Consider the following 22,848-nt stretch of genomic DNA (forward strand, 5'->3'; position numbering starts at 1 on the left):
CCCCGGCGCCGCCCCCACAACCTCCGCGCTCCCGCCGCGTCAACGTCCATGCGCGCCTCACCCGGGCCGCGTCCGGCACTGAGTCGTGGGCGAGAACGGCGCGCTGCGTGGCCGGGGCGACAGTCGTTGGCCGATGTGCGCGGGCCGCCCGGACGACGTCCGGGCGGCCCGCGCACATCGGCATTGCCGGAGCTGAGGGCGCGCGGTGGGAGCGGGCGGCGTGGGAGCGCGCGGTGGTGTGGCCGGGTGGGTCAGATGGGTTCGGCGGCTACGTAGGCCCAGGATTGGGTGAACCAGAGTTCGCCGCCGATGAGGCGGGGTTTGGCGCCGGTCTTGGGGCCGCCGTCGACCTCGTCGAGGAGTTCGGTGCGGATCTGGTCGGCGGCGTGGGGGTCGGCGGTGGCCAGCCAGGGTTCGAGGGGGCGCTCGACGGTGAAGACGTCCAGGCGGCGGATGCTGGCGCCTGCGGTGGTGATGAGCTCGGTCAGGCAGGCGATCGAGGGCGTTCCGGGGTGGCGGGGGTCGCGCAGGCGCTCGATGCGGTCGCGGTCCTGGGCGGCCAGGTTGCCGCGGACGAGGTCGGCGATGACGATGCGGCCGCCGGGGCGGCAGACGCGGAGCAGTTCGCGAAGCACGCGTTTGGGGTCGCCCAGGGAGTAAAGGGAGAAGTGGGCCGTGACGAGGCTGAAGCTGTTGTCGTCGTAGGGGAGCGCGGCGGCGTTGGTGTCGGTGGCGTCCGGCGAGCCCCGGTGGGCCACCTGGTCGCCGGACGAGGGCGCGGCGGGCCGGGAGCCGTCGACCTCGTCGTCCGGGACGCGGGTGCCGAAGGTGACCGTCGACATCCGGCCGTCCTCCGAGCGGCGGGCGGGCGGGGACGCGTTCACCGAGGTGACGTGCCTGACCTGGGGGCCGAGCGCGGCGGGCATGGGGCCGTCGCCGCGCGCGACGTCGAGGCAGACGTCGTCGGCGTGGGGTTCGGTGAACTCCAGCAGGCGTTCGAGATGGGGGCCGAGCCTCGGGCCGGCTCCCTGGGCCATCGTCGCCGGGTGCGGCACGTCTGCTCTCCCTCGCTCCGGTCGGCTCGCCCCGCGCGTTCTCCGGAGGCGCCGAGCGGGGAATCGAGGCCGTTGTCGCTATATACGACTCACCTTGGAGTCAGGAAGTTCGCGGTCCCCTGTCGAAAATGTCCGAGCGATCACTTCATGCTCTGTCCCCACAGGGCCAGCGCCGCGATGACGAAGACGATGAACACCGCCGAGAAGGTCGGGGCGTTGACGCGCATCCGCACGGCGACCTTGCGGAGGAAGAACGCCAGCAAGCATCCGATCACGACGAGGGAGATGATCCCTTCCATGGCCACCTTCGCTCGGGAGACGTCGTCCTGCACTGCTGTGCACTCTAATCGGGGAGAGGCGGCGTCCCCAGGGTCGAATCGGATTCGGTAGCCTCGGTCCGTGGCAGATGCGACGGAAGACCAAGCGCCGGACCGGATCGACGACCTCATGCTGCACCTGGCGCGCGGACGGGTCGCGCTCGGCGTGGCCGCGTTCGCCGTTCCCGGGCTGACGGTCAAGGCACTGGGTCTGGGACGCGGCAGTGACCCGGGACGCGACTACGTCACGCGGATGTTCGCCGCCCGCGAGATCGCGCTGGGCGCCGGATACCTGCTGAGCCGGGGCCCGAACCGGAGGATCTGGGCGCGGCTCGGGCTGATGGTGGACGGCCTGGACACGGTGAACGGCGCCAAGTCCCGCCAGGGCCTGCCGCTGTGGCTCGCGGCGGGCGCGACCGGCGTGGCGGCGGCCTGCACCGCGCTGGGTGCCGCCAAGGTGGGCAAGGACATCATGGGCTGAGAGGGTCGAGGCCCGCCTGACCTGGGTAGATCCCCGGCGTACGTTCACGGTGCGCGGGGGGCGCGGGATGACCGCTGAGACGACGTCCATGCCCAAGGGCAGGGACCTGTACGTGATCCTGGGCGCGCTGATGCTCGCCATGCTGCTCGCGGCGCTGGACCAGACGATCGTGTCGACGGCGCTGCCGACGATCGTGGGCGAGCTCGGCGGGCTCAACCATCTGTCGTGGGTGGTGACCGCCTACCTGCTGGCCGCGACGGCGTCGACGCCGTTGTGGGGCAAGCTGGGCGACCAGTACGGGCGCAAGCGGCTGTTCCAGACCTCGATCGTGATCTTCCTGATCGGGTCGGCGCTGTGCGGGGTGGCGCAGGACATGCCGCAGCTGATCGCGTTCCGGGCGCTGCAGGGGCTCGGCGGCGGCGGGCTGATGGTGCTGGTCATCGCGATCGTGGGCGATGTGGTGCCGGTCCGTGAGCGGGGCCGCTACCAGGGTCTGTTCGGCGCGGTGTTCGGCGTCGCCAGCGTCGTGGGCCCGCTCCTGGGCGGCTGGTTCGTCGACAACCTGTCGTGGCGCTGGGTGTTCTACATCAACCTGCCGGTCGGCGTGCTGGCGCTGGTGGCCATCGCGGCCGTGCTGCACACGCCGTCCGAGCGCGAGCGGCACACGATCGACTATCTGGGCACCACGCTGATCGTGGGCTGGGCGGTCGCGCTGGTCCTGATGACCACCTGGGGCGGGACGGAGTACGACTGGCTCTCGCCGCAGATCATCGGGCTCGGCGTGTTGGCCGCCGTGCTGATCGTGGCGTGGGTGATGGCCGAGCGGCGGGCGGCCGAGCCGGTCATGTCCCTGTCGCTGTTCCGCGACTCGGTGTTCTCGCTGGGGTCGGCGATCAGCTTCGTGGTGGGCTTCGCGATGTTCGGGGCGCTGACGTTCCTGCCGGTGTTCCTCCAGGTCGTCCATGGCGTGTCGGCGACGATGTCCGGCGTCTACCTGCTGCCGATGATGCTGGGCATGCTGGTCGCCTCGGTCGGCTCCGGGCAGATGATCAGCCGTACCGGGCGCTACAAGGTCTTCCCGGTCCTGGGGACGCCGATCATCGCGCTGGCGCTGTACCTGTGCTCGCGGATGGACGAGGACACCTCGACGCTCTCGATGAGCCTGCGGTTCGCGCTGCTCGGGTTCGGGCTCGGCCTGGTGATGCAGGTCCTGGTGATCGCCGTGCAGAACGCCGTATCGTACGGCGACCTCGGCGCGGCCACGTCCGGCGTGACGTTCTTCCGCCAGATCGGCGGCTCGTTCGGCGTCGCGGTGTTCGGGTCGATCTTCGCCAACCGGCTCGCGGCCAACATGCAGGACGTCTTCCGCGGCCAGCCGCTGCCGCCGGGCTTCGACCCCGAAGTGGCGCAGGGCAACCCCAAGGTCGTCGACCAACTCCCGCCACGCATTCGCGGCGACTTCCTGCACGCCTACGCCGAGACCATCCAGACGGTCTTCTTCTGGGCCGTCCCGGTCGCGGTGGTGGCGTTCGTACTGACGTGGTTCCTGCGCGAGGTGCCGCTGCGGGCGACGGTCGGGGCGGCCGACTACGGCGAGGGCTTCGGCGCCGCGCCCACGGTCCGCTCGTCCCGGCACGAGATCGAGCGCTCGCTGAGCGAGCTGATGCGCCGGGACGGCCGGGCCCAGGAGATGTACGCACGGCTGGGCGCGATCGCGGGGGTGAACCTGCCCGCCGGGAGCATGTGGGCGCTGTGCCGGATCGCCCGCGACGGCTCGGTGGAGGGACGCGCGCTGGCCGAGCGCGCCGGGGTGCCGGTGGAGCAGGGACGTCCGTATACCGATCGCCTCGTGAACGCGGGCCTGGTGGAGCGGCGGGACGGCGTGCTCTCCATCACCGAGAACGGCCGGGCCGCCGCCGACCGGCTGTTCGCCGCCCGCCGTGAGGGCCTGGCCCGCCACCTGGACGGCTGGTCGCCCGAGGATCATCCCGAGCTGGCGCGGATGCTGTCCGACCTCGCCGAGGAGTCTCTCGGGGACGACGCCGACGGCAGGGACCTGCACGAGGAGCCTCCTGCGGTGGGCCGCTCGCACCCGTCCTGAACGACCGGGTAACCTGGTACTCGCTAAACCGAATCAGGCTCGGTTTCGGGACGGAACCCCATCTCACTTTGGAGGCGCAGTGGCCGAGGCTTACATCGTCGGCGCGGTCCGTACCCCCGTCGGCACCAAGAAGGGCGCGCTCAAGGACGTCCACCCGGCCGACCTCGGGGCGCACGTGCTCAAGGAGCTCGTCGACCGGACCGGGGTCGACCCGGCCGCCGTCGAAGACGTGATCATGGGCTGTGTCATGCAGGTCGGCCCGCAGTCGCTCGACATCGCCCGCACCGCGTGGCTGTCGGCCGGGCTGCCCGAGAACGTGCCCGGCGTGACCATCGACCGCCAGTGCGGCTCGTCGCAGCAGTCGATCCACTTCGCCGCCCAGGGCGTGATGTCGGGCACCCAGGACCTGGTCGTCGCCTCCGGCGTCGAGCAGATGGCCGTCGTGCCCATGGGCTCCTCGGTGGCCATGGCCCTGGACAAGGGCATGCCCTTCCCGTTCGGCGACGGCTGGGCCGAGCGCTACGGCATGCAGGAGATCTCGCAGTTCCGCGGCGCCGAGCTGATGTGCGAGAAGTGGGGCATCTCCCGCCTGGAGATGGAGGAGTTCGCGCTGGAGAGCCACCGCCGCGCGTCCAAGGCGATCGAGGCCGGCTACTTCGACCGCGAGATCGCCCCGATCGCCGGGCTGGGCAAGGACGAGGGCGCCCGTCCCGACACCACACTGGAGAAGATGGCCGGGCTCAAGACCGTCCGCCCGGACGGCCAGATCACCGCCGCCGTCGCCTCGCAGATCTCGATCGGCGCGTCCGCGCTGCTCATCGCGTCCGAGGCCGCCGTCAAGGCGTACAACCTCACCCCCCGCGCGCGGATCCACACCCTCGCGGTGTGCGGCTCCGACCCGGTCTACATGCTGACCGGCCCGATCCCGGCGACCGAGAAGGCCCTCGACCGCGGCGGTCTGAAGATCGACGACATCGACGTCTTCGAGGTCAACGAGGCGTTCGCTCCGGTCCCGATCGCGTGGGCCCGCGACACCGGCGCCTCGCTGGAGAAGACCAACCCCAACGGCGGCGCCATCGCCCTGGGCCACCCGCTGGGCGCCACCGGCGGCATCCTGATGACCAAGCTCCTGCACGAGCTGGAGCGCAGCGGCGGACGCTACGGCCTCCAGACCATGTGCGAGGGCGGCGGCCAGGCCAACGCCACGATCATCGAGCGCCTCTAGCGTGGACGCGGCGATCCTCTATTCGGTCTCGGAGCGGGTCGCTCGGATCACGCTGAACCGCCCGGACGCCCGCAACGCGCTCAGCGACCCGATGATCGAGGAGCTTCTCGACGCCTTCGCCCGTGCCGGGGCGGACGACGAGGTGCGCGTCATCGTGCTGACCGGCGCGGGCGACCGGGCGTTCTGCGCCGGGGCCGACCTGGGCGGGCTGGGCGCCAAGCAGGTCGGGGGCGGGTCGGTGGCCTCGGCCGGCGCGATCCGCGAGAGCGCGCCCTACCGGCTGTTCACCGCGTTCCCGAGGCTGGGCAAGCCGATCATCGCCCGGCTCGGCGGCCACGCGGTCGCGGGCGGTCTCGGGCTCGCGGCGGCGTGCGACCTGGTCGTCGCGGCCGACGACGTCACGCTCGGGACGCCCGAGGTCAACGTCGGGCTCTGGCCCATGATGATCATGGCGATCATCAACCGGAACGTCGCGCCCAAGCAGGCGTTCCGGCTCTACTACACCGGGCAGCGGATCAGCGCCGCCGAGGCCCGGGAGATCGGGCTGGTCACCGAGGTCGTGCCGCGCGCCGAGCTGGACGCACGGGTGGACGAGCTGGCCGCCGTCATCGCCGCCAAGAGCCCGATCGGCCTGCGCAAGGGCCGCGAGGCGTTCTTCGCCGTCGAGGGACGTCCCTTCGATGACCAGGTCGCCCATCTGCTCGGCGAGCTGGTCGAGCTGGCCGGGACCGAGGACGCCAGGGAGGGCATCACCGCCTTCCTCGAAAAGCGGACTCCCGAGTTCAAGGGACGCTGACCGCTCAGGCGATGGTGAGGCTGAGCGTGCGCTGGATGCGGGCCGCGGTGGCCTGCATGCGGTGGGCGGACGCCTCGATCTTCGGCAGCTTGCTGGTGCGGCAGGAGATGGCCAGCGCGCCGACCACCGTCCCGGTCGCGTCGGTCACCGGGACGGCGGCGCACCCGGTGCCGAGGGCGTACTCCTCGTGGTCGAGCGACAGGCCGCCGGTGACCGACAGCGCGCTCATCAGGCGCCGGGGTTCGGTGATGGTGTGCGGGGTGAGGTCGACCAGCGGATGGCGCGCGAGGTAGTCGCGGCGGCGCTCCTCGTCGAGCTGGGCGAGCATGCACTTGCCGATCGCGGTGGCGTGGGCGGCCTCGTCGAAGCCGACCCACAGGTCGACGCGCGGGGTGCGCGGGCCGTCGGCGATGTCGATGATGCGGATCTCGTCGTCGACGTGCATGCCGAAGTAGGAGGCCACGCCCAGCTCGTCGCGCAGCGCGATCAGCGTCGGGCGGATGCGGGCGAGAAGCTGCTGGGTCTTGCTCTGGCCGTGCAGTGACTGGACGCGGTCGCCCAGCACCCACACGCCGTCGGACAGGCGGGTCGCGTAGCCCTCGTGGGCCAGCGTGCGCAGGAGGTGGTAGGTGGTGGCCAGCGGAAGACCGGCCTCGCGCGCGAGCTGCTTGGCGGGCGCTCCGCTCGGATGCGACGCCACCGCCTCCATGAGGTGCAGCGCACGCTGTACCGAGGCGATGAGAGTAGGTCTCCGTGTCTCATCCATCACGCACAGCGAACCCCTCTGGCCCCGTTGGGTCAAGGCCTTTGGTGATACTCAAGCCATTGGATCACTTCTCCCGTGTTATGGATGGCCGTTTTTCGAATTGGAACGGTCCTATCAACTGGCTTTTCTGCCTTGACACCACGTGTTTCCCGCCGTTCACAGGGGGCACTCGTGAAACGAGCGAGGACTACCTGTCGGTACGACCGGGGAGTAACTTCGCAGGGAAGCCGAGCACGTCGAGGAGGCGCCATGGGCCGCGATTCGCGTCCGCATACCAGCAGCGTCCAGGCACCACACGGGGGCGCGGTCGATGAGCGCACTGCCCGCAAGGTGGCCGAGGAGGCGCGCGAGACCGAATGGCGGCTGCCGTCTTTCGGCAAACAGTTGTTCCTCGGGGATCTGCGGATCGATCTCGTCCATCCGCATCCCCGCCCGGACGACGACGCCCGGCGACGCGGCGAGGCGTTCCTGAAGCGGCTGCGCGAGTTCTGCGAGACCAGGGTCGACCCGGCCGTGATCGAGCGCGACGCCCGCATTCCCGACGACGTGGTCAAGGGACTGCGGTCCATCGGCGCGCTGGGAATGAAGATCCCCGAGAAGTACGGCGGGCTGGCGCTGAGCCAGCTCTACTACGGCCGGGCCCTGATGATCGTCGGCTCGGTCAGCCCGGCGCTCGGCGCGCTGCTGTCGGCGCACCAGTCCATCGGCGTCCCGCAGCCGATCAAGCACTTCGGCACCACCGAGCAGAAGGACACCTGGCTGCCGCGCTGCGTGAACGAGGTCAGCGCCTTCCTGCTCACCGAGCCCGACGTGGGTTCCGACCCCGCGCGGCTGCACGCGACGGCCGTGCCGGACGCCGACGGCTCCTACGTCCTCAACGGCGTCAAGCTGTGGACGACCAACGGCGTCGTGGCCGACCTCGTCGTGGTCATGGCCCGCGTCCCCAAGTCCGAGAGCCACCGAGGCGGCATCTCGGCGTTCGTCGTCGAGATGGACTCGCCCGGCATCACGGTGGAGAACCGCAACGGCTTCATGGGGCTGCGCGGCATCGAGAACGGCGTCACGCGCTTCCACGACGTCCGGGTCCCGGCCGAGAACCTGATCGGCTCCGAGGGCGCCGGGCTGAAGATCGCGCTCACCACCCTCAACACCGGGAGACTTTCACTTCCGGCAATGTGCGCCGCGGCGGGTAAATGGTCGACCAAAATCGCGCGCGAGTGGTCCAAGGAGCGGGTCCAGTGGGGCCGTCCGATCGGCGAGCACGAGGCCAACTCCAAGAAGGTCGCGTTCATCGCCGCCACGTCCTACGCGCTGGAGGCGATGCTCGACCTGTCCGGCCAGCTCGCCGACGACGAGCGCAACGACATCCGCATCGAGGCGGCGCTGGCCAAGCTGTGGGCCTCGGAGATGGCCTGCCGCATCGCCGACGACCTGGTCCAGCTGCGCGGCGGCCGGGGCTACGAGACCGCCGAGTCGCTCGCGGCCCGGGGCGAGCGCGGCGTGCCCGCCGAGCAGGTGCTGCGCGACCTGCGGATCAACCGGATCTTCGAGGGCAGCACGGAGATCATGCACCTGCTCATCGCGCGCGAGGCGGTGGACGCCCATCTGTCGGTGGCGGGCGACATCATCGACCCCGACGCCACGCCCCGCGACAAGGCCAGGGCCGCCGCCCGCGCGGGCGGCTTCTACGCGCGCTGGCTGCCCACCCTGGTCACCGGCGCGGGGCAGCGTCCGGGCTCCTACACCGAGTTCGGCCCGCTGGCGCGGCACCTGCGCTACGTCGAGCGGGCCTCGCGCAAGCTGGCCCGCTCGACGTTCTACGCCGCCGGGCGCTGGCAGGGGAAGCTGGAGTACAAGCAGGGCTTCCTCGGACGCATGGTCGACATCGGAGCCGAGCTGTTCGCGATGAGCGCGGTCTGCGTGCGCGCGATCGAAGATTCCAAGACCGACCGCGACCCCATCGCCGGTGGCGAAGAGGCGCGTCCCCCGGGTGCGTCGGCGCTCCGGCTCGCGGACGCGTTCTGCCGCCAGTCGCGGGTCCGCGTCGAGGAGCTGTTCGACGGCCTGTGGCGCAACACCGACGCGCTCGACTCCAAGCTGGCCAGGCAGGTGCTGGCCGGCGACTTCACCTGGCTTGAGGCGGGCGTGCTCGACCCGTCCGTCCCGGGCCCCTGGATCGCCGCCGCCGAACCGGGTCCGAGCGCGAAGGAGGACGTCCACCGCACGATCGGCTGAGACGCGCGGAACGGGACGGCTGTCACCACACGTCCGGCGACCCGCGTTTGGTCGCACAGTGTCACCATATGAAAACTCTCTGCCTGTGATCTGCGCTGTGGGTCGGTATGTTGCTCCCACCCGGCGGGCCTCGCCGCGCGCCGGGGTTGGCCGGGTTGCGGCCGGTCCACCGGGCCGGCGCGGACGAGTGGGGAGGGCCGGCCCATGCTCTGTGTGATCGTCGACGGCACGCGGGACCCGGCGTGGAACCTGGCTCTGGACGAGGCGCTCGCGCGTTCGGGCGAGGCCCGTTCCACGACCCGTCCCGGCCCCGTCCGGCCGCCCTCGACCCGCCCGCCCGGCCCGAGGAGCGCCCCGCGCGACCGCGCGTCCGGCGGGTTTCCGCTGCTCAGGGTCTGGCAGAACGACCCGTGCGTGGTGGTCGGGCGGTTCCAGAGCGTCGGCGACGCGGTCGACCTGGCCGCGTGCGCCAGCGACGGCGTGCGGGTGGTGCGGCGTTTCACCGGCGGCGGCGCCGTCTACACCGACCCGGGCACGCTGAACTTCACGCTCGTGCGCCCCGGGAAGGCGTGGTCCGGCCGTCCTGACCTCGACGCGCTGGTGGCCTCGGCCCTCGAAGGGCTCGGCCTGCCGACCGGCGCGCCCGGCGGCGGCGTGACGCGGGTCGCCCGGCTGCGCACCCGGCGCGCCACGCTCACCCACGTCGCGGTGCACGTCGCGCCGCTGCGGCCCGGCGGCGACCGCTATGTCGTCCCGCACCCGCTGTTCGGGTCCGAGCGGACGACGCTCGCCGACCTCGGGCTCGCGGTGACGCTCGACGCGGTCCGCGCCGCGATCCTGTGCGCGCTCGTCGATGCCTACGGCATCGCCTGCACCCGTCCGCTCAACCAGTCCGAGCGGGCGTGGCGCGCCCACCTGCACACCCTCCGCTACGGGGACGTGACCTGGCATCTCACCGGCGCGCCCGGCCCGCTCCCGGCGGTCCGGGAGTTCACCGGAGGCTGATCTCCGCGCCGGTTGTGATCGTCAATTCGGCGCTCTTTGGCATGCGGCGTGCGATGCTGTGGATAGACTGACCCATCTTGCGCCGGAGATCGGCATGCTCCGATTCCACCTCGGGTCCCGATCCGGCGACGCGCCATAGAGCGAAAACACGCACCCCAGGCGAGCGGGAAAGTATGCAGTCACCAGGTCAGAAGAAGTCCATCACCGGTACCCTCCTCAACCTCGTGGGAAGCGGTCAGCCGTCCAAGTCCAAGGTTCCGACCTCGGGCGACGGCGAGGTCATCCAGCCGGCCGCCGGAGAGGGGGCACTGGAGAACCACCTGGGCGGCGACGAGGCGCGCAACTACCGCAAGTACGAGTACGACATGGTCGCCCCGCACGTGGGCCGCTCCCTGCTGGAGATCGGCTCGGGCCTCGGCCACTTCTCCGAGCAGTTCAGCGGACGGCTCGACTACCTGGCCGTCAGCGACAACGACCCGTACTGCGTGGGCGAGCTGCGCAAGCGGTACGACGACAACGACGACGTCGAGGTCCTCGACCTCGAGCTCCCGGCCGAGATCGACATCCGCCAGAAGGTCGACACGGTCGTCATGATGAACGTCCTCGAGCACATCAAGGACGACGTCCAGGCGCTGAAGGACCTCGCGTCGGTGACGCTGCCCGGCGGCCGCATCGTGATCTGGGTCCCCGGCTACATGCAGCTGTACGGCGACTTCGACCGCAAGGTCGGCCACGTCACCCGGTACACGCCCACCACGCTGGGCGCCTCGGTCCGCGCGGCCGGGCTCGAACCCGAGATCCTCAAGCCCATCAACTTCCTGGGCGGCATCTCCTGGTGGGTCGCGGTCCGCCGCGGCGGCGTCGGCTACCCCGACCCGAGGCTGGTCAAGATCTACGACCGCACGGTCATCCCGCTCACTCGCGGGATCGAGCGCCTGATCACACCGCCGTTCGGGCAGACCGTTCTGTGCGTGGCGCGCGTTCCCAGCTAGGGCCGCCACACCAGGTGAACCGCGGTTCGCCTGACATTCGAAGAGCTCGCAGAGGGGCCCCGGCGCGGGGCCCCTCTCGCTTTTCGGCGGTGGGGTCTGTGATTGGCCGGTCACCTTACGTGGCGCGTTGGGTACGATACCGGCGTCTCCCCCCTGCGACCCGAGGCGGCGTCATGGCGAACCGATGGGCCCTGACGCGCGTGCGCGGGGCCGGGGCGCCCCGCGGCCCGTTGGAGTGATCATGGGGTCACGAGGCGAGCTGAGATACGGGGGCGGCCGGCTGCCCTCGGAGGTCACCAGCTTCGTCGGAAGGCGGACCGAGCTCGCCGAGGTCAGACGGCTGCTGCGGCGCTCCCGGCTGGTGACGCTGGCCGGGCCCGGCGGCGTCGGCAAGACGCGCCTGGCGGTCCGCACCGGCCTGGAGCTCGAACCGCTGTTCGCCGACGGCGCCCGCTTCGCCGACCTGGCCTCGCTGCGCGAGGGCGGGCTGCTCGCGCACACGCTGTGCGACACGCTCGGGCTCCCCGGCCCGATGTCGGCGCAGCCGGGCGACCCGCTTCCCCCGCACCTGGCCGACCATCTGGCCGACAAGCAACTGCTGCTCATCCTCGACACCTGCGAGCACCTGGTCGACACGTGCGCGCTGCTGGTCGAGGCGCTGCTGCTGGCGGCGCCGCGGCTGTGCGTGCTGGTGACCAGCCGGCAGCCGCTGGACGTCCCGGGCGAGCACCTGGTGCAGGTCCCGCCCCTGGCCTGCCCGGACGAGGCCGTCACGCTGTTCGCCGACCGCGCCCGCGCCGTCGACCCGTCCCGCCTGACCGGCGACGCCGACCGCGCCACCGCCGCGCGCATCTGCCGCCGCCTGGACGGCATGCCGCTGGCCATCGAGCTGGCCGCCGTCCAGCTGCGCACCCGCTCGCTGGACGAGGTCGCCGACGGCCTCGACGAGCGGCTGCTCCAGATCCAGGACCGCAGGGGCGGCCCGGTCAGGCACCGCTCCATGCGCGCGGTCATCGAGTGGAGCCACGAGCTGTGCTTCCCCGAAGAGCGGCTGCTGTGGGCGTGGCTGTCGGTCTTCGCGGGCGACTTCGACCTTGAGGTGGCCGAGTACGTCTGCGCCGACCTGCCGGGCCTGGCGGCGTTCGCCGACCCGAGCATCCTCGACGCGCTGAGCGGGCTGGTCGACAAGTCCATCGTCCAGCGCGTCGGCGCCACCGACCGCGTCCGCTACCGGATGCTCGGCACCGTCCGCGAGTACGGCACCGAGCTGCTCGACCTGCTCGAACGCACCGGCGGCGTCCGCGACCGGCACCGCGACTGGTACGCCGGGCTGGCCGAGCGCGCCCGCGAGGGCCTGACCGGCACGCGCCAGCCGTGGTGGCTGGAACGGCTCCGCGCCGAGCAGGCCGACCTGCGGGCGGCGCTCGACCACGCCCTGCGCGGCCCCGGTGACGGCGGCGCGGTGCGCATGGTGCTCGCGCTGGCCAGGTTCTGGCTGATCCAGGGCAGCATCGGCGAGGCCAGGCACTGGGTCGAGCGGGTGCTGCACGGCGAGGTCGAGGACGGCGACCGCGCCGCCGAGCTGACCGCCGGCGCCGCCATGCTCGCGCTGCTCCAGTGCGACCTCGACGCCGCCCGGCCGCTGATCGGCGAGGCCCGTTCCCGGGCCGAGACCGAGAACGACGACGCCGTCCTGGCGTACGCGATCACGCTGGAGGGCATCGCGGCGCTCTACGACGACCGGCCCGCCGACTCGCTCGACCTGCTGGCCCGCGCGGCCCGGCTGCACCTGACCGTGGGCACGGCCGACGTGTTCGCGCTGTCGGCCGACGTGTTCGCGGCCGGGGTCTGCTGCGTGCGGGGCGACCTCGACCGCGCCCGGGAGCTGAGCGAGGCCGTCATCGCGCGCAGCGAGTCGTCCGGCGAGCTGTGGTGCCGCTCCTACGCGCTGTGGGTCAGGGGAGTGGTGGCGTGGCTGCGCGGCGAGCCCGACCTGGCCCGCTCCGACGCGCTGCGGAGCCTGCGGATCAACCGCGAGCTGGGCGACCTGCTCGGCACCGCGGTCACCTTCGACCTGCTCGGCGGCTGCGCCGCGGCCGTCGACGACCACGTCCGCGCGGCCCGGCTGCGCGGCGTCGCCGACCGGTCGCTGCGGCAGATCGGCGCCACCACGTTCGGGCCGGGGCACATCGCCCTGCGCACGGTGTACGAGCAGGTCGTGCGGGAAGCGCTCGGCGACGAACGGTTCGGCGCGGAGTACGCGGCGGGCGCGACGCTGGAGATCGACGCCGCCGTCCGGTATGCATTAAGTCAGGGAGGGGTCAATGGACCTTGACCGAGGTGCACGCTGGGTAATCGGGTCCTCGCGAACGGTCGTCCTCCGGGTACCATTCGCAGTGACCTGGCCGGTCGTCCAGAGCGAGGTGGCATGACGGGTGTCGCGCTCGGTCCGCGCGTCGGCAATCTGCCCGCGGAGATCACGAGCTTCGTCGGGCGGCGGACCGAGCTGGCCGAGACCCGGCGGCTCGTGGCGGCGTCGCGGCTGGTGACGATCACGGGCGTCGGCGGTGTCGGCAAGACCCGCCTCGCGCTGCGGGCCGCGACCGAGCTCGGCCCCGAGTTCGACGGCGGCGCCTGGGCGGTCGAGCTGTCGTCCGTCCGCGAACCCGACCTGCTGGTCAACGCCGTGACCGCCGCGCTGGGCGCGCCCGACCGGCCGGGCGGCACCGAGCTGGACGTCCTGGCCGGGCATCTGGCCGACCGCCGGCTGCTGCTGGTCCTGGACACCTGCGAGCACCTGGTCGACGCGTGCGCGATGCTCGCCGAGGTGCTGCTGCCCGCCGCGCCCGGCCTGCGCATCCTGGCCACCAGCCGCGAGCCGCTCGACGTGCCCGGCGAGCATGTGCTGCGCGTCCAGCCGCTGCCGCTCCCGTCCGGCGGCGCCGCCGACCCGGGCGACGCGATGACGCTGTTCGCCGAGCGCGCGGCGGCGGCCGTCCAGGGCTTCGCGATCACGCCGGAGAACGCGCCGCTGGTCGCGCGGTTGTGCGACCGGCTCGACGGCCTCCCGCTGGCGATCGAGCTCGCGGCCGTCCAGACGCGGGCGCTGTCGGTCGAGCAGATCGTCCGGCAGCTCGACGACCGGTTCCGCTTCACCCGGGGCCGCCGCACCCAGATCGGCCGCCACCAGACGTTGCGCGCGGCGATCGGGTGGAGCCACGAGCTGTGCACGCCGGCCGAGCGGCTGCTGTGGGCGCGGCTGTCGGTGTTCCCCGGCGACTTCGACCTGGAGTCGGCCGAGCGGGTCTGCTCCGACGACGAGATCTCCGCCGAGGCCGTCTTCGACCTGGTCGTCCGGCTGGTGGAGAAGTCGGTCGTGCAGATGGACAACCGCGGCACCGGCGTCCGGTACCGGCTGCTGGCCACCATCCGCGAGTTCGGCGCCGAGCGGCTCGACCGCCTCGGCGCGACAGGAACGTTCCGCCGCCGTCACCGCGACCGCTTCGCCGAGCTGGCCGAGCTCGCGCTGGGCGAGCTGGCGGGCTTCGAGCGCTCGGCCTGGTCCGAGCGGCTCGCCCGCGAGCACTCCAGCCTGCGCGCCGCGCTCGACTACTCCTTCACCACCCCGGGCGAGGCCGCCGCCGGGCTGCGGATGACCTCGGCCATGTGGGCGCTCTGGGTCCCGCGCGGCCTGCTCAACGAGGGGCGGCTGTGGCTCGACCGCTTCCTGGCCGCCAACCCCGAGCCCAGCCTCGACCGCGCCCGCAGCCTGTCCACCGCCATCGCCGTCGCCATCCTGCAGGGCGACCGCGAACGCGCCGGCCAGCTGCTGCCCGAGGGGTACGCGCTCGCCGAGCGCTACGACAACAAGCACCTGCTCACCAAGATGGAGATGCTGCGGGGCGTCCTGACCGTCGGCGACGACCCCAAGCTGGGCAAGGAGCTGCTGGAGGACGCCTGGCGCCGGTTCCGCGAGACGGGCTACATGCACCCGGTCGCGCTGATCAGCCTGCCGATGCTCGCCGGCACCTGCTGCCTGCTCGGCGAGCTCGACCAGGCCCGCGAGTACGCCGAGGAGGGACGGCGCATCGCCGTCGAGCACGGCGACCGCTGGACCGAGTCGTACGCGCTCTGGTCGCTGGCCTGCGCCCAATGGGCCGCGCAGCAGCCCGAGGCGGCCCAGGAGACCGGCCGGGCCTGCCTGCGCCTCAAGGTCGAGATCGCCGACGGCGTCGGCCGCGCGATCACCCTCGACCTGCTGGCCTGGTGCGCGATGTCGCTCGGCGAGCACGAGCGCGCCGCCCGGCTGACCGGTGCCGCCGCCCGCCTGTGGGACGACCTCGGCCCCCCGATGTTCGGCTGGGCGGGCCTGACCGTCGTCCACGACCAGTGCGCCGGACGGGTCGAACGGGCGCTGGGCGAGGACGCCTACGCCGAGGCCGTCCGGGCGGGACGCGCGCTGGCGCCCGACGCGGCCATCGAGGAGGCCCTGCGCGGCGTGCCGGACGAGACCGAGCCGCCCACCGCCGCACCCGGCGCCGACGGGACCGACCCCCTGTCGCCCCGCGAGCGCGAGGTCGCCGACCTCGTCGTCGAGGGCCTGTCCAACCGCGAGATCGCCGAACGCCTGGTCATCGCCAAGCGCACCGCCGACTCTCATATGGAACACATCATGGCCAAGCTGGGCATGTCGTCCCGCTCCCAGCTCGCCGCCTGGGTCATCGACCGCCGCCGCTCCCGCATTTAGGTATCCCTATCGGGATGTCTCCCGATGCCTCCCGGGCGTCCGCTCCCGGAGGATGGGTCCCGCCGAACGGGTCGTGGACCGTCCCTCCGAGCGGAGGAGTACCGCGTTGCTTCCACGGGCCGTGATCTCGTACGGCAGCCACTGAAGTTCCCGTGTGGTCCGACGATACGGCGACGGGGGCCCGGGAGGGGAGGCCCCCGCCGTCGTATCTTGTTTACTGAAATCCCGGCCCACCTCCGCTCGCCTGGCGGCTCGCTGCGGTGACCGTGATTTTGCGATTGCTGCATCGCTTCGCGATCTCGCCGGAGAAGCTCGCCTTCGGCTCGCTTCTCCGCTCGTTAACGCAATCGCGCGCGGGGCTGGGGTTGGCGCGGGGTGAGGCGTTGGGCCGCTAGTCGGTGGGCTTCTCTCAAGGGTGTGGTCCCGTGTTGCTTGGACTTGTCGAGCAGGGTGGCGGTCGTGGTGGCGATCTCTTCCACTCGGGCGTCGGCGGAGACGTCGTCGAGTTCGTCGATCTCGCGGGCGAGGGTGTGGATGATGCCGCCCGCGCTCGCCACGAAGTCCGGGACCCAGGTGATCCCTCGTTCGGCCAGCAGGTCGGCGACCGCGTCGTCGGTGAGCTGGTTGTTGGTGGGCCCGACGATCAGCGGGGCCTCGATCGCGGCCGCCTGGGCGGGGCCGAGCAACCCGCCCACGGCGGCGGGGATCAGGACGTCCGCAGGTGTATGGAGGGCACGGTCGGGCTCGATCCAGCCGAGTCCCTCGGCCGAGGCGAGGCCGCGCTTGGCCGGGTCGATGTCGGTGACGATGACCTTCGCGCCCTGGTCGCGCAGGCTGCGGGCCAGGTGCGCGCCCACGGCGCCGAGCCCGATGACGACCGCCGTCCGTCCGGCCAGGTCCTCGGTGCCGAGGGTTCTGGCGGCGGCCGCGCGCAGGGACGCGAGGACGCCGGACGCGGTCGGGCCGCTGGAGGACCCCGTCCCGCCCCGGGCCGTCGGCAGGCAGAACACGTGCTCGGTCCGCTCCTTGATCACGAGCATGTCGTCCGGGCCGGTCCCGATGTCGGGGCCGGTGATGTACGAGCCGTCGAACGACTCGATCAGCTCCCCGAGATCCTCCAGCGCCGCCCGCCTGAGCGCGGGCGTGACCTCGATGCCGGGGGGAAGGGCGATCACGCTTTTGCCGCCCCCGAAGGGCACGCCGGAGACCGCGCACTTGAGGCTCATCGCCTCCGAGAGCCGCAGCGCGTCCTCGACGCCCTCCCGCCAGCCCGCGTACCGGCGCATCCGGCACCCGCCGATGGCCGGGCCCAGCGTCCGCGAGTGCACCGCCACGATGACGGCGACTCCTGACCGGCGTCCGCGCCGCACCCTGATGTCCTCATGCTCCAGCATTCGACCTCCTCGCCGAACGAACAACGGCCTGATGTCGAGAAGCTAGGCAATCAAGGGTGCCTTCTGATGCTCGGCCGAATGATTGGCTGGATCTTGCCGGGTATCGGCGGTGAAACCGGAGGAAGTTCGGAGTTCGGCTTCGGAGGCCGACCAGTTGCTCAGGCGGGGTCGGGCAGGCGGCTGAGGACGGGGTTGTGGACGCGTTCGAAGACGATGGAAGTCCGGAAGCCCGCGATCTCGCGCCGCTGGGTCAGCCGGTCCAGCAGGAAGGCGTGCAGGTGATCGAGGTCCTGGACGGCCACGTGCAGCAGGAAGTCGTCCCCGCCTGCCAGTACGAACACGCTGACCACCTCGGGATGCGCGCTCACCGAGTTCTTGAACGTCTCGATCACCGCCCGGCTCAGCGGCCTGACCTGCACCGAGACCATCGCCTGCACGCCCCGGTTGAGCGCCCCCTGGTCGATCTCGGCGTGGTAGCCCCGGATCACCCCGCGCCGCGTCAGCGCCCGGACGCGCTCCAGGCAGGTGGACGGCGCGATCCCGAGCCTGCGCGCGAGCTCGCGATTCGACTGCCGAGCATCTGTTTGGAGAAGTCGAATGATCTCCAAATTAAGTTCGTCCATCGTCCGAGCATCCCACGGCGATCACCTCCCTCCCGGGTGCCCGCGGCCGGGTCTTGACCAAATCGGGACGGGGTCCGTTTTGTGCTGGTGACGGCGATGGGTGATGCTGGGGGCGTGTCAACGGAGACTCTCACCGGGCTGCGTGCCTTCCTGCACGGGCTGCCGGGCGTCGATCAGGTCGGGGCGGACGAACGGGCCGCCAGGCTGGCCACCCGTTCCATCAAGACGTCGGCGAAGGCCCAGGCCATCGATCTGGCGATCTCCATGGTGGACCTCACCACGCTGGAGGGCGCCGACACGCCCGGGAAGGTGCGGGCCCTGTGCGCCAAGGGCGCGCAGCCGGACCCGGGCAACCCGGACGTGCCCAAGGTCGCGGCGATCTGCGTCTACCCGGACATGGTCGAGGTCGCCGTCCAGGCGTTGAAGGGCACCGGGATCGGGGTCGCGAGCGTGGCCACGGCGTTCCCCTCGGGACGGGCGCCGCTGGAGGCCAAGCTGATCGACACCAAGGCGGCCGTGGCCGCGGGCGCCAGCGAGATCGACATGGTGATCGACCGGGGCGCGTTCCTGGCGGGCGACTACCTCAAGGTCCACGACGAGATCGTGGCGACCAAGGAGGCGTGCGGCGACGCCCATCTGAAGGTCATCTTCGAGACGGGCGAGCTGGTCACCTACGACAACGTGCGCCGGGCGTCCTGGCTGGCGATGCGGGCCGGGGCCGACTTCATCAAGACCTCCACCGGCAAGGTGGCTCCGGCCGCGACGCTGCCGGTGACGCTGGTGATGCTGGAGGCCGTCCGCGACTTCCGCGACCAGACCGGACGCCAGGTGGGCGTGAAGCCCGCCGGGGGCATCCGCACCACCAAGGACGCCATCAAGTACCTGGTGCTGGTGAACGAGACCGCGGGCCCCGACTGGCTCACCCCCGAGTGGTTCCGCCTCGGGGCGTCCAGCCTGCTGAACGACCTGCTGATGCAGCGCAGGAAGCTGACCACGGGTTTCTACTCGGGTCCCGACTACTTCACGCTCGACTGACTGGACTGGCTGGATCATGGACTTCGAGTACGCTCCGGCGCCCGAGTCGCGGGCCGTCGTCGACATCAGGCCCTCCTACGGGCTGTTCATCGACGGCGCGTTCACCGACGGCGGCGGTGCGCCGTTCAAAAGCATCGATCCGTCCAATGAGGAGACGCTCGCCGAGGTCGCCTGCGCGGACGCGGCGGACGTGGATCGGGCGGTGGCCGCCGCGCGGGCGGCCTACGAGAAGGTCTGGGGCCCGATGCCGGGCCGCGAGCGGGCCAAGTACCTGTACCGGATCGCGCGGATCGTCCAGGAGCGCTCGCGCGAGCTGGCGGTGCTGGAGTCGATCGACAACGGCAAACCGATCCGCGAGTCGCGCGACGTGGACGTCCCGCTGGTGGCGGCCCACTTCTTCTACAACGCGGGCTGGGCCGACAAGCTCGGCCACGCGGGCTTCGGGCCGGACCCGAAGCCGCTGGGCGTGGCGGGCCAGGTCATCCCGTGGAACTTCCCGCTGCTGATGCTGGCCTGGAAGATCGCCCCCGCGCTCGCGTGCGGCAACACCGTGGTGCTCAAGCCCGCCGAGACCACCCCGCTGACGGCGCTGGCGTTCGCCGACATCTGCCGTCAGGCCGAGCTGCCGCCGGGCGTGGTCAACATCATCACCGGCGCCGGTGAGACGGGCCGCGCGCTGGTCTCGCACGGCGGTGTCGACAAGGTCGCCTTCACCGGCTCGACCGAGGTCGGACGGCAGATCGCGCGCGGGGTCGCGGGCACCGGCAAGAAGCTCACGCTGGAGCTGGGCGGCAAGGCCGCCAACGTCGTCTTCGACGACGCCCCGCTGGCCCAGGCCGTCGAGGGCATCGTCAACGGGATCTTCTTCAACCAGGGGCACGTGTGCTGCGCCGGGTCGCGGCTGCTGGTGCAGGAGTCGGTCGCCGAGGAACTGCTAGACCGGCTCAAGACGCGCATGGCGACGCTGCGCGTCGGTGACCCGCTCGACAAGAACACCGACATCGGCGCGATCAACTCCGGCGAGCAGCTGGAGAAGATCCGGCTGCTGTCCGAGGTCGGCGAGCAGGAGGGCGCCGACCGCTGGTCGCCCCCGTGCGAGCTGCCGCAGCGCGGCTTCTGGTTCGCGCCGACGGTCTTCACCGGCGTCGCCCAGTCGCATCGCATCGCCCGCGAGGAGATCTTCGGGCCCGTCCTGTCGGTGCTGACCTTCCGCACGCCCGCCGAGGCCGTCGAGAAGGCCAACAACACCCCGTATGGGCTGTCGGCCGGGATCTGGACGGAGAAGGGCTCGCGCATCCTGTGGATGGCCGAGCGCCTGCGCGCGGGCGTGGTCTGGGCCAACACCTTCAACAAGTTCGATCCCGCGTCGCCGTTCGGCGGCTACAAGGAGTCCGGCTTCGGCCGCGAGGGCGGACGGCACGGGCTGGAGGCGTACCTGAATGTGTGAACGGCCGCGCGGCGTCTGGACTGAGGAGCGAAGCGACGAGGGAAGACGTCGCGTAAAGGCGGCCGTGAGCCGCCGAGCGGAGGCGAGGCAATGAGCGGGGCTAATCTTCGGCTCGATGTGCGCAAGACCTACAAGCTGTTCATCGGGGGAGCGTTTCCCCGGTCCGAGTCCGGCAGGTCGTACGTGGTGAACGACGCCAAGGGCCGCTTCCTCGCCAACGCCTCGCGGGCGTCCCGCAAGGACGTCCGTGACGCGGTCGGCGCCGCGCGCAAGGCGTTCGGCGGGTGGGCCGGGCGCACGCCCTACAACCGCGGCCAGATCCTCTACCGCGTCGCCGAGATGCTGGAGGGACGGCGGGCGCAGTTCGTCGACGAGCTGCGCGCGGCGGGCGTGCCCAAGAGCGCGGCGTCCGACGAGGTGGACGCGGCCGTCGACCGCTGGGTCTGGTACGCGGGCTGGGCCGACAAGCTCGCGGCGGTCCGCGGGTCGGCCAACCCGGTGTCCGGACCCTTCTTCAACTTCACCACGCCGGAGCCCACCGGCGTCGTCGGGGTGATCGCGCCCGACTCGCCGCTGCTCGGACTGGTGTCGGTCGTCGCGCCCGCCATCGTGTCGGGGAACGCGTGCGTGGTGGTCGCCTCCGAGCCGTCGCCGCTGCCCGCGATCACGCTGGCCGAGGTGCTGGCCACCTCCGACCTTCCGGGCGGCGTGGTCAACCTGCTGACCGGCCGCCGGGACGAGCTCGCGCCGTGGCTGGCCTCGCACATGGACGTCAACGCGCTCGACCTCGCGGGGGTCTCCGGCGACGCGGTCACGCCGCTGGAGGAGGCCGCCGCCGAGAACCTCAAGCGGGTGCTGCGGCCGACCGGGGACGACTGGACGAGCGAGCCCGGAACGGGCCGGATGACCGCGTTTCTGGAGACGAAGACCGTGTGGCATCCGGTGGGCGTCTGACCCAAGAACGACAGTGTGTGTGTAGAGCGTCACTAAGTGTGGAATAGATCTCCCCGTAACTGATCATCACGAGGGGGAGATCAGTGCCTACCAAGACGACACCACGCACGACGTCCAGCCGAGGTACGGCAAGTCGCGCGAAGAGCACTGCGAAAAAGTCCACCACCGCCAGAAAGACCACGGCGGCCAAGCGGACCAGCGCCGCCACCAAGAGCAGCACGGCGCGGGCCACCGCCCGGACGTCCAAGGCCACGGGGGCCAAGCGGACGACCGCGGCGAAGAAGACGACGGGCTCGGCGCGCAAGACCAGCGCCGCCAGGAAGCCCGCCACCCGGACGACGGCGCGCACGACGTCGACGTCGAGCCGGAGCACGACCGCGGCGGCCACCAAGGTGACCAACGCCGCGTCCCAGGCCAAGGCCGCCGCCACGCAGATGAAGTCGGTGGCGACCAAGGCGTCCTCGTCGGCCAAGGCCATGACGGCCATGACCAAGGCGATGACCACCGCCACCAAGTCGATGGCGGACGCCGCCAAGGCGATGAACGCGGCGGCGAAGGTCATGACGACGTCGACGACCGCCGCCAAGCGGACGTCTTCGTCGTCGTCGACGACGAGGAAGCCGGCCGCCAGGAAGACGACGACGTCCCGTGCGGGCACCACCCGCAAGACGGCGTCGGCGTCCAGCCGCTCGCGCTCGACCACCAGCGCGCGCGCCGCCAAGCCCAAGTCGACCACGGCCCGCAAGACCACGGCCGCGGCGAAGAAGACCACGGGCACGGCGGCGAGCCGCGCGAGCGCCGCGAGGAAGTCCACGGCCGCGCGCAAGCCGGCGACCCGGTCCACGGCCACCGCCAGGAAGACCAGCGCGGCGGCCAAGTCCCGGGCGACGACCACGCGCCGCACCACGAGCACCGCCAAGCCCAAGACGGCGGCCTCGCGGACGCGGACGGCGGCCAAGACCACCGGCACCACGAGGAAGGCTCCCGCGCCGTCCTCGACGATGGTCGAGCCCAAGACCGATGTGGGGTCGATGCAGCACTCGACCAGCAGCGACGGCGGTTTCCTGTCCGGAGTCACCGGCGGCGCTCAGCGCGGCTGAGGGCGGGCCCGGTGCCGGCGGTGGGGCCCCCGTCCCGAACCTGGGACGGGGCTCTGCCGGTCCACCACCGACTCGAATGAGCGAGGCCCATGGACGAGAAGGACATCCTCGACAGCATCGGCCGCTACGTGTCGGACGAGCAGAAGCTGCGCGAGCGGTACCAGCGCGGCGAGCTGTCGGGCGCGGAGGAGAACCGCCGGCTCGAACGCATCGAGCTGGCCCTGGACCAGTGCTGGGACCTGCTCAGGCAGCGCCGCGCCCGCCTCGCCGCGGGCGAGGACCCCGACCTGGCCACACCCCGCCCACCCGACGAGGTCGAGGGCTACCTCCAGTAGCCCTCGCCCTCGCTCCAACATCCGCTATCGGAGGGCCCAGCCACAGCCCCCGGTGGTCGATGCGACCACGCACAGCGTCGCCGGGGGCTTCGCCCTGGCCGCAGCGGCGTTCGACATCGCTGCGGCGCAGGACGCCCGGGATCGACCACCGCGAAGCCGTCCAGCCGCTGGGCGTCGCCCCGGGGCATCGTCCTGGCCTCAGCGGTGATTCGACATCGTTGCGGTGCGGGAGCGTCCAGG

At 71.8% G+C, this 22,848-nt stretch carries 19 protein-coding genes; 13 read left to right on the top strand and 6 right to left on the bottom strand.

What is annotated here, in order from left to right; genetic code table 11:
• Positions 1-251: 251 nt before the first annotated feature.
• Both ACQPY4_RS05625 and ACQPY4_RS05630 read right to left on the bottom strand, forming a co-directional pair.
• Positions 252-1,055 (bottom strand): class I SAM-dependent methyltransferase, encoded by an 804-nt coding sequence (locus tag ACQPY4_RS05625; protein ID WP_433333122.1) that lies wholly within the window; start codon positions 1,053-1,055, stop codon positions 252-254.
• A 140-nt stretch (positions 1,056-1,195) separates the two neighbouring features.
• Positions 1,196-1,354 (bottom strand): hypothetical protein, encoded by a 159-nt coding sequence (locus tag ACQPY4_RS05630; protein ID WP_433333124.1) that lies wholly within the window; start codon positions 1,352-1,354, stop codon positions 1,196-1,198.
• A 100-nt stretch (positions 1,355-1,454) separates the two neighbouring features.
• On the opposite strand from ACQPY4_RS05630, the gene ACQPY4_RS05635 reads away from it, so the two are divergent.
• The 4 genes from ACQPY4_RS05635 (at position 1,455) to ACQPY4_RS05650 (ending at position 5,975) form a co-directional block, all read left to right on the top strand.
• The gene (locus ACQPY4_RS05635) at positions 1,455-1,853 is read left to right on the top strand and encodes a hypothetical protein (protein WP_433333126.1); all 399 of its coding nucleotides are present in this window, start codon (positions 1,455-1,457) and stop codon (positions 1,851-1,853) included.
• Positions 1,854-1,920: 67 nt separating this feature from the next.
• Positions 1,921-3,954 (top strand): MFS transporter, encoded by a 2,034-nt coding sequence (locus tag ACQPY4_RS05640; protein ID WP_433333128.1) that lies wholly within the window; start codon positions 1,921-1,923, stop codon positions 3,952-3,954.
• 79 nt (positions 3,955-4,033) lie between these two features.
• Positions 4,034-5,179, top strand: a complete 1,146-nt coding sequence (locus ACQPY4_RS05645; RefSeq protein ID WP_433333130.1) for an acetyl-CoA C-acetyltransferase — start codon at positions 4,034-4,036, stop codon at positions 5,177-5,179.
• 1 nt (position 5,180) lies between these two features.
• Positions 5,181-5,975: an enoyl-CoA hydratase/isomerase family protein gene (locus ACQPY4_RS05650; protein ID WP_433333132.1), complete on the top strand. Its 795-nt coding sequence runs from the start codon at positions 5,181-5,183 to the stop codon at positions 5,973-5,975.
• Between the two features lie 4 nt (positions 5,976-5,979).
• Here ACQPY4_RS05650 and ACQPY4_RS05655 read toward each other — a convergent pair whose 3' ends face one another.
• Positions 5,980-6,684, bottom strand: coding sequence for an IclR family transcriptional regulator (locus ACQPY4_RS05655; protein ID WP_433333134.1), 705 nt, complete (start codon positions 6,682-6,684; stop codon positions 5,980-5,982).
• Between the two features lie 306 nt (positions 6,685-6,990).
• Between ACQPY4_RS05655 and ACQPY4_RS05660 the strand changes: the two genes are divergently transcribed.
• The 5 genes from ACQPY4_RS05660 (at position 6,991) to ACQPY4_RS05680 (ending at position 15,720) form a co-directional block, all read left to right on the top strand.
• Positions 6,991-8,976 carry an acyl-CoA dehydrogenase family protein gene (locus ACQPY4_RS05660; protein WP_433333136.1) on the top strand — a complete coding sequence of 662 codons (1,986 nt, stop codon included), beginning with the start codon at positions 6,991-6,993 and terminating at the stop codon, positions 8,974-8,976.
• Positions 8,977-9,180: 204 nt separating this feature from the next.
• Positions 9,181-9,981, top strand: coding sequence for a lipoate--protein ligase family protein (locus ACQPY4_RS05665; RefSeq protein ID WP_433333138.1), 801 nt, complete (start codon positions 9,181-9,183; stop codon positions 9,979-9,981).
• Between the two features lie 224 nt (positions 9,982-10,205).
• The gene (locus ACQPY4_RS05670) at positions 10,206-10,973 is read left to right on the top strand and encodes a class I SAM-dependent methyltransferase (protein WP_433333140.1); all 768 of its coding nucleotides are present in this window, start codon (positions 10,206-10,208) and stop codon (positions 10,971-10,973) included.
• A gap of 241 nt (positions 10,974-11,214) precedes the next feature.
• Positions 11,215-13,308, top strand: a complete 2,094-nt coding sequence (locus ACQPY4_RS05675) for an ATP-binding protein (RefSeq protein WP_433333142.1) — start codon at positions 11,215-11,217, stop codon at positions 13,306-13,308.
• A 93-nt stretch (positions 13,309-13,401) separates the two neighbouring features.
• Positions 13,402-15,720, top strand: coding sequence for an ATP-binding protein (locus ACQPY4_RS05680; RefSeq protein ID WP_433333144.1), 2,319 nt, complete (start codon positions 13,402-13,404; stop codon positions 15,718-15,720).
• A 338-nt stretch (positions 15,721-16,058) separates the two neighbouring features.
• On the opposite strand, the gene ACQPY4_RS05685 is transcribed toward ACQPY4_RS05680, so the two are convergent.
• Together ACQPY4_RS05685 and ACQPY4_RS05690 are read right to left on the bottom strand one after the other, a co-directional pair.
• Complete coding sequence (locus tag ACQPY4_RS05685) at positions 16,059-17,114, bottom strand: Glu/Leu/Phe/Val dehydrogenase dimerization domain-containing protein (RefSeq protein WP_433333146.1); 1,056 nt, start codon at positions 17,112-17,114, stop codon at positions 16,059-16,061.
• A 158-nt stretch (positions 17,115-17,272) separates the two neighbouring features.
• Positions 17,273-17,737: an Lrp/AsnC family transcriptional regulator gene (locus ACQPY4_RS05690; protein WP_433333148.1), complete on the bottom strand. Its 465-nt coding sequence runs from the start codon at positions 17,735-17,737 to the stop codon at positions 17,273-17,275.
• A 96-nt stretch (positions 17,738-17,833) separates the two neighbouring features.
• Between ACQPY4_RS05690 and deoC the strand changes: the two genes are divergently transcribed.
• The 3 genes from deoC to ACQPY4_RS05705 all read left to right on the top strand — a co-directional run bounded on the left by deoC (position 17,834) and on the right by ACQPY4_RS05705 (position 21,173).
• A complete protein-coding gene (gene deoC, locus ACQPY4_RS05695; protein ID WP_433333150.1) occupies positions 17,834-18,772 on the top strand; it encodes a deoxyribose-phosphate aldolase in 939 nt (312 codons plus the stop codon).
• Between the two features lie 16 nt (positions 18,773-18,788).
• Positions 18,789-20,219: an aldehyde dehydrogenase family protein gene (locus ACQPY4_RS05700; protein WP_433333152.1), complete on the top strand. Its 1,431-nt coding sequence runs from the start codon at positions 18,789-18,791 to the stop codon at positions 20,217-20,219.
• A gap of 90 nt (positions 20,220-20,309) precedes the next feature.
• Entirely contained in the window at positions 20,310-21,173 is an 864-nt protein-coding gene (locus tag ACQPY4_RS05705; protein ID WP_433333154.1) for an aldehyde dehydrogenase family protein, read from the top strand.
• Here the strand turns inward: ACQPY4_RS05705 and ACQPY4_RS05710 are convergent.
• Complete coding sequence (locus ACQPY4_RS05710) at positions 21,064-22,251, bottom strand: hypothetical protein (protein WP_433333156.1); 1,188 nt, start codon at positions 22,249-22,251, stop codon at positions 21,064-21,066. The genes ACQPY4_RS05705 and ACQPY4_RS05710 overlap by 110 nt on opposite strands.
• A 111-nt stretch (positions 22,252-22,362) precedes the next feature.
• Here ACQPY4_RS05710 and ACQPY4_RS05715 point away from each other — a divergent pair, with 111 nt between their 5' ends.
• A complete protein-coding gene (locus tag ACQPY4_RS05715) occupies positions 22,363-22,608 on the top strand; it encodes a DUF2630 family protein (RefSeq protein ID WP_433333158.1) in 246 nt (81 codons plus the stop codon).
• Positions 22,609-22,848 lie beyond the last annotated feature (240 nt).

This window comes from Spirillospora sp. CA-294931 (assembly GCF_050946795.1).
Classification (GTDB): Bacteria; Actinomycetota; Actinomycetes; order Streptosporangiales; family Streptosporangiaceae; genus Spirillospora.

Excerpts from the sequence above, each read along its gene's own strand:
- ACQPY4_RS05630 (WP_433333124.1), bottom strand. The coding sequence starts at position 1,354 with ATGGAAGGGATCATCTCCCTCGTCGTGATCGGATGCTTGCTGGCGTTC.
- ACQPY4_RS05640 (WP_433333128.1), top strand. The coding sequence starts at position 1,921 with ATGACCGCTGAGACGACGTCCATGCCCAAGGGCAGGGACCTGTACGTG.
- ACQPY4_RS05655 (WP_433333134.1), bottom strand. The coding sequence starts at position 6,684 with ATGGAGGCGGTGGCGTCGCATCCGAGCGGAGCGCCCGCCAAGCAGCTC.
- ACQPY4_RS05660 (WP_433333136.1), top strand. The coding sequence starts at position 6,991 with ATGGGCCGCGATTCGCGTCCGCATACCAGCAGCGTCCAGGCACCACAC.
- ACQPY4_RS05665 (WP_433333138.1), top strand. The coding sequence starts at position 9,181 with ATGCTCTGTGTGATCGTCGACGGCACGCGGGACCCGGCGTGGAACCTG.
- ACQPY4_RS05675 (WP_433333142.1), top strand. The coding sequence starts at position 11,215 with ATGGGGTCACGAGGCGAGCTGAGATACGGGGGCGGCCGGCTGCCCTCG.
- ACQPY4_RS05680 (WP_433333144.1), top strand. The coding sequence starts at position 13,402 with ATGACGGGTGTCGCGCTCGGTCCGCGCGTCGGCAATCTGCCCGCGGAG.
- ACQPY4_RS05685 (WP_433333146.1), bottom strand. The coding sequence starts at position 17,114 with ATGCTGGAGCATGAGGACATCAGGGTGCGGCGCGGACGCCGGTCAGGA.
- ACQPY4_RS05690 (WP_433333148.1), bottom strand. The coding sequence starts at position 17,737 with ATGGACGAACTTAATTTGGAGATCATTCGACTTCTCCAAACAGATGCT.
- deoC (WP_433333150.1), top strand. The coding sequence starts at position 17,834 with ATGGGTGATGCTGGGGGCGTGTCAACGGAGACTCTCACCGGGCTGCGT.
- ACQPY4_RS05700 (WP_433333152.1), top strand. The coding sequence starts at position 18,789 with ATGGACTTCGAGTACGCTCCGGCGCCCGAGTCGCGGGCCGTCGTCGAC.
- ACQPY4_RS05705 (WP_433333154.1), top strand. The coding sequence starts at position 20,310 with ATGAGCGGGGCTAATCTTCGGCTCGATGTGCGCAAGACCTACAAGCTG.
- ACQPY4_RS05715 (WP_433333158.1), top strand. The coding sequence starts at position 22,363 with ATGGACGAGAAGGACATCCTCGACAGCATCGGCCGCTACGTGTCGGAC.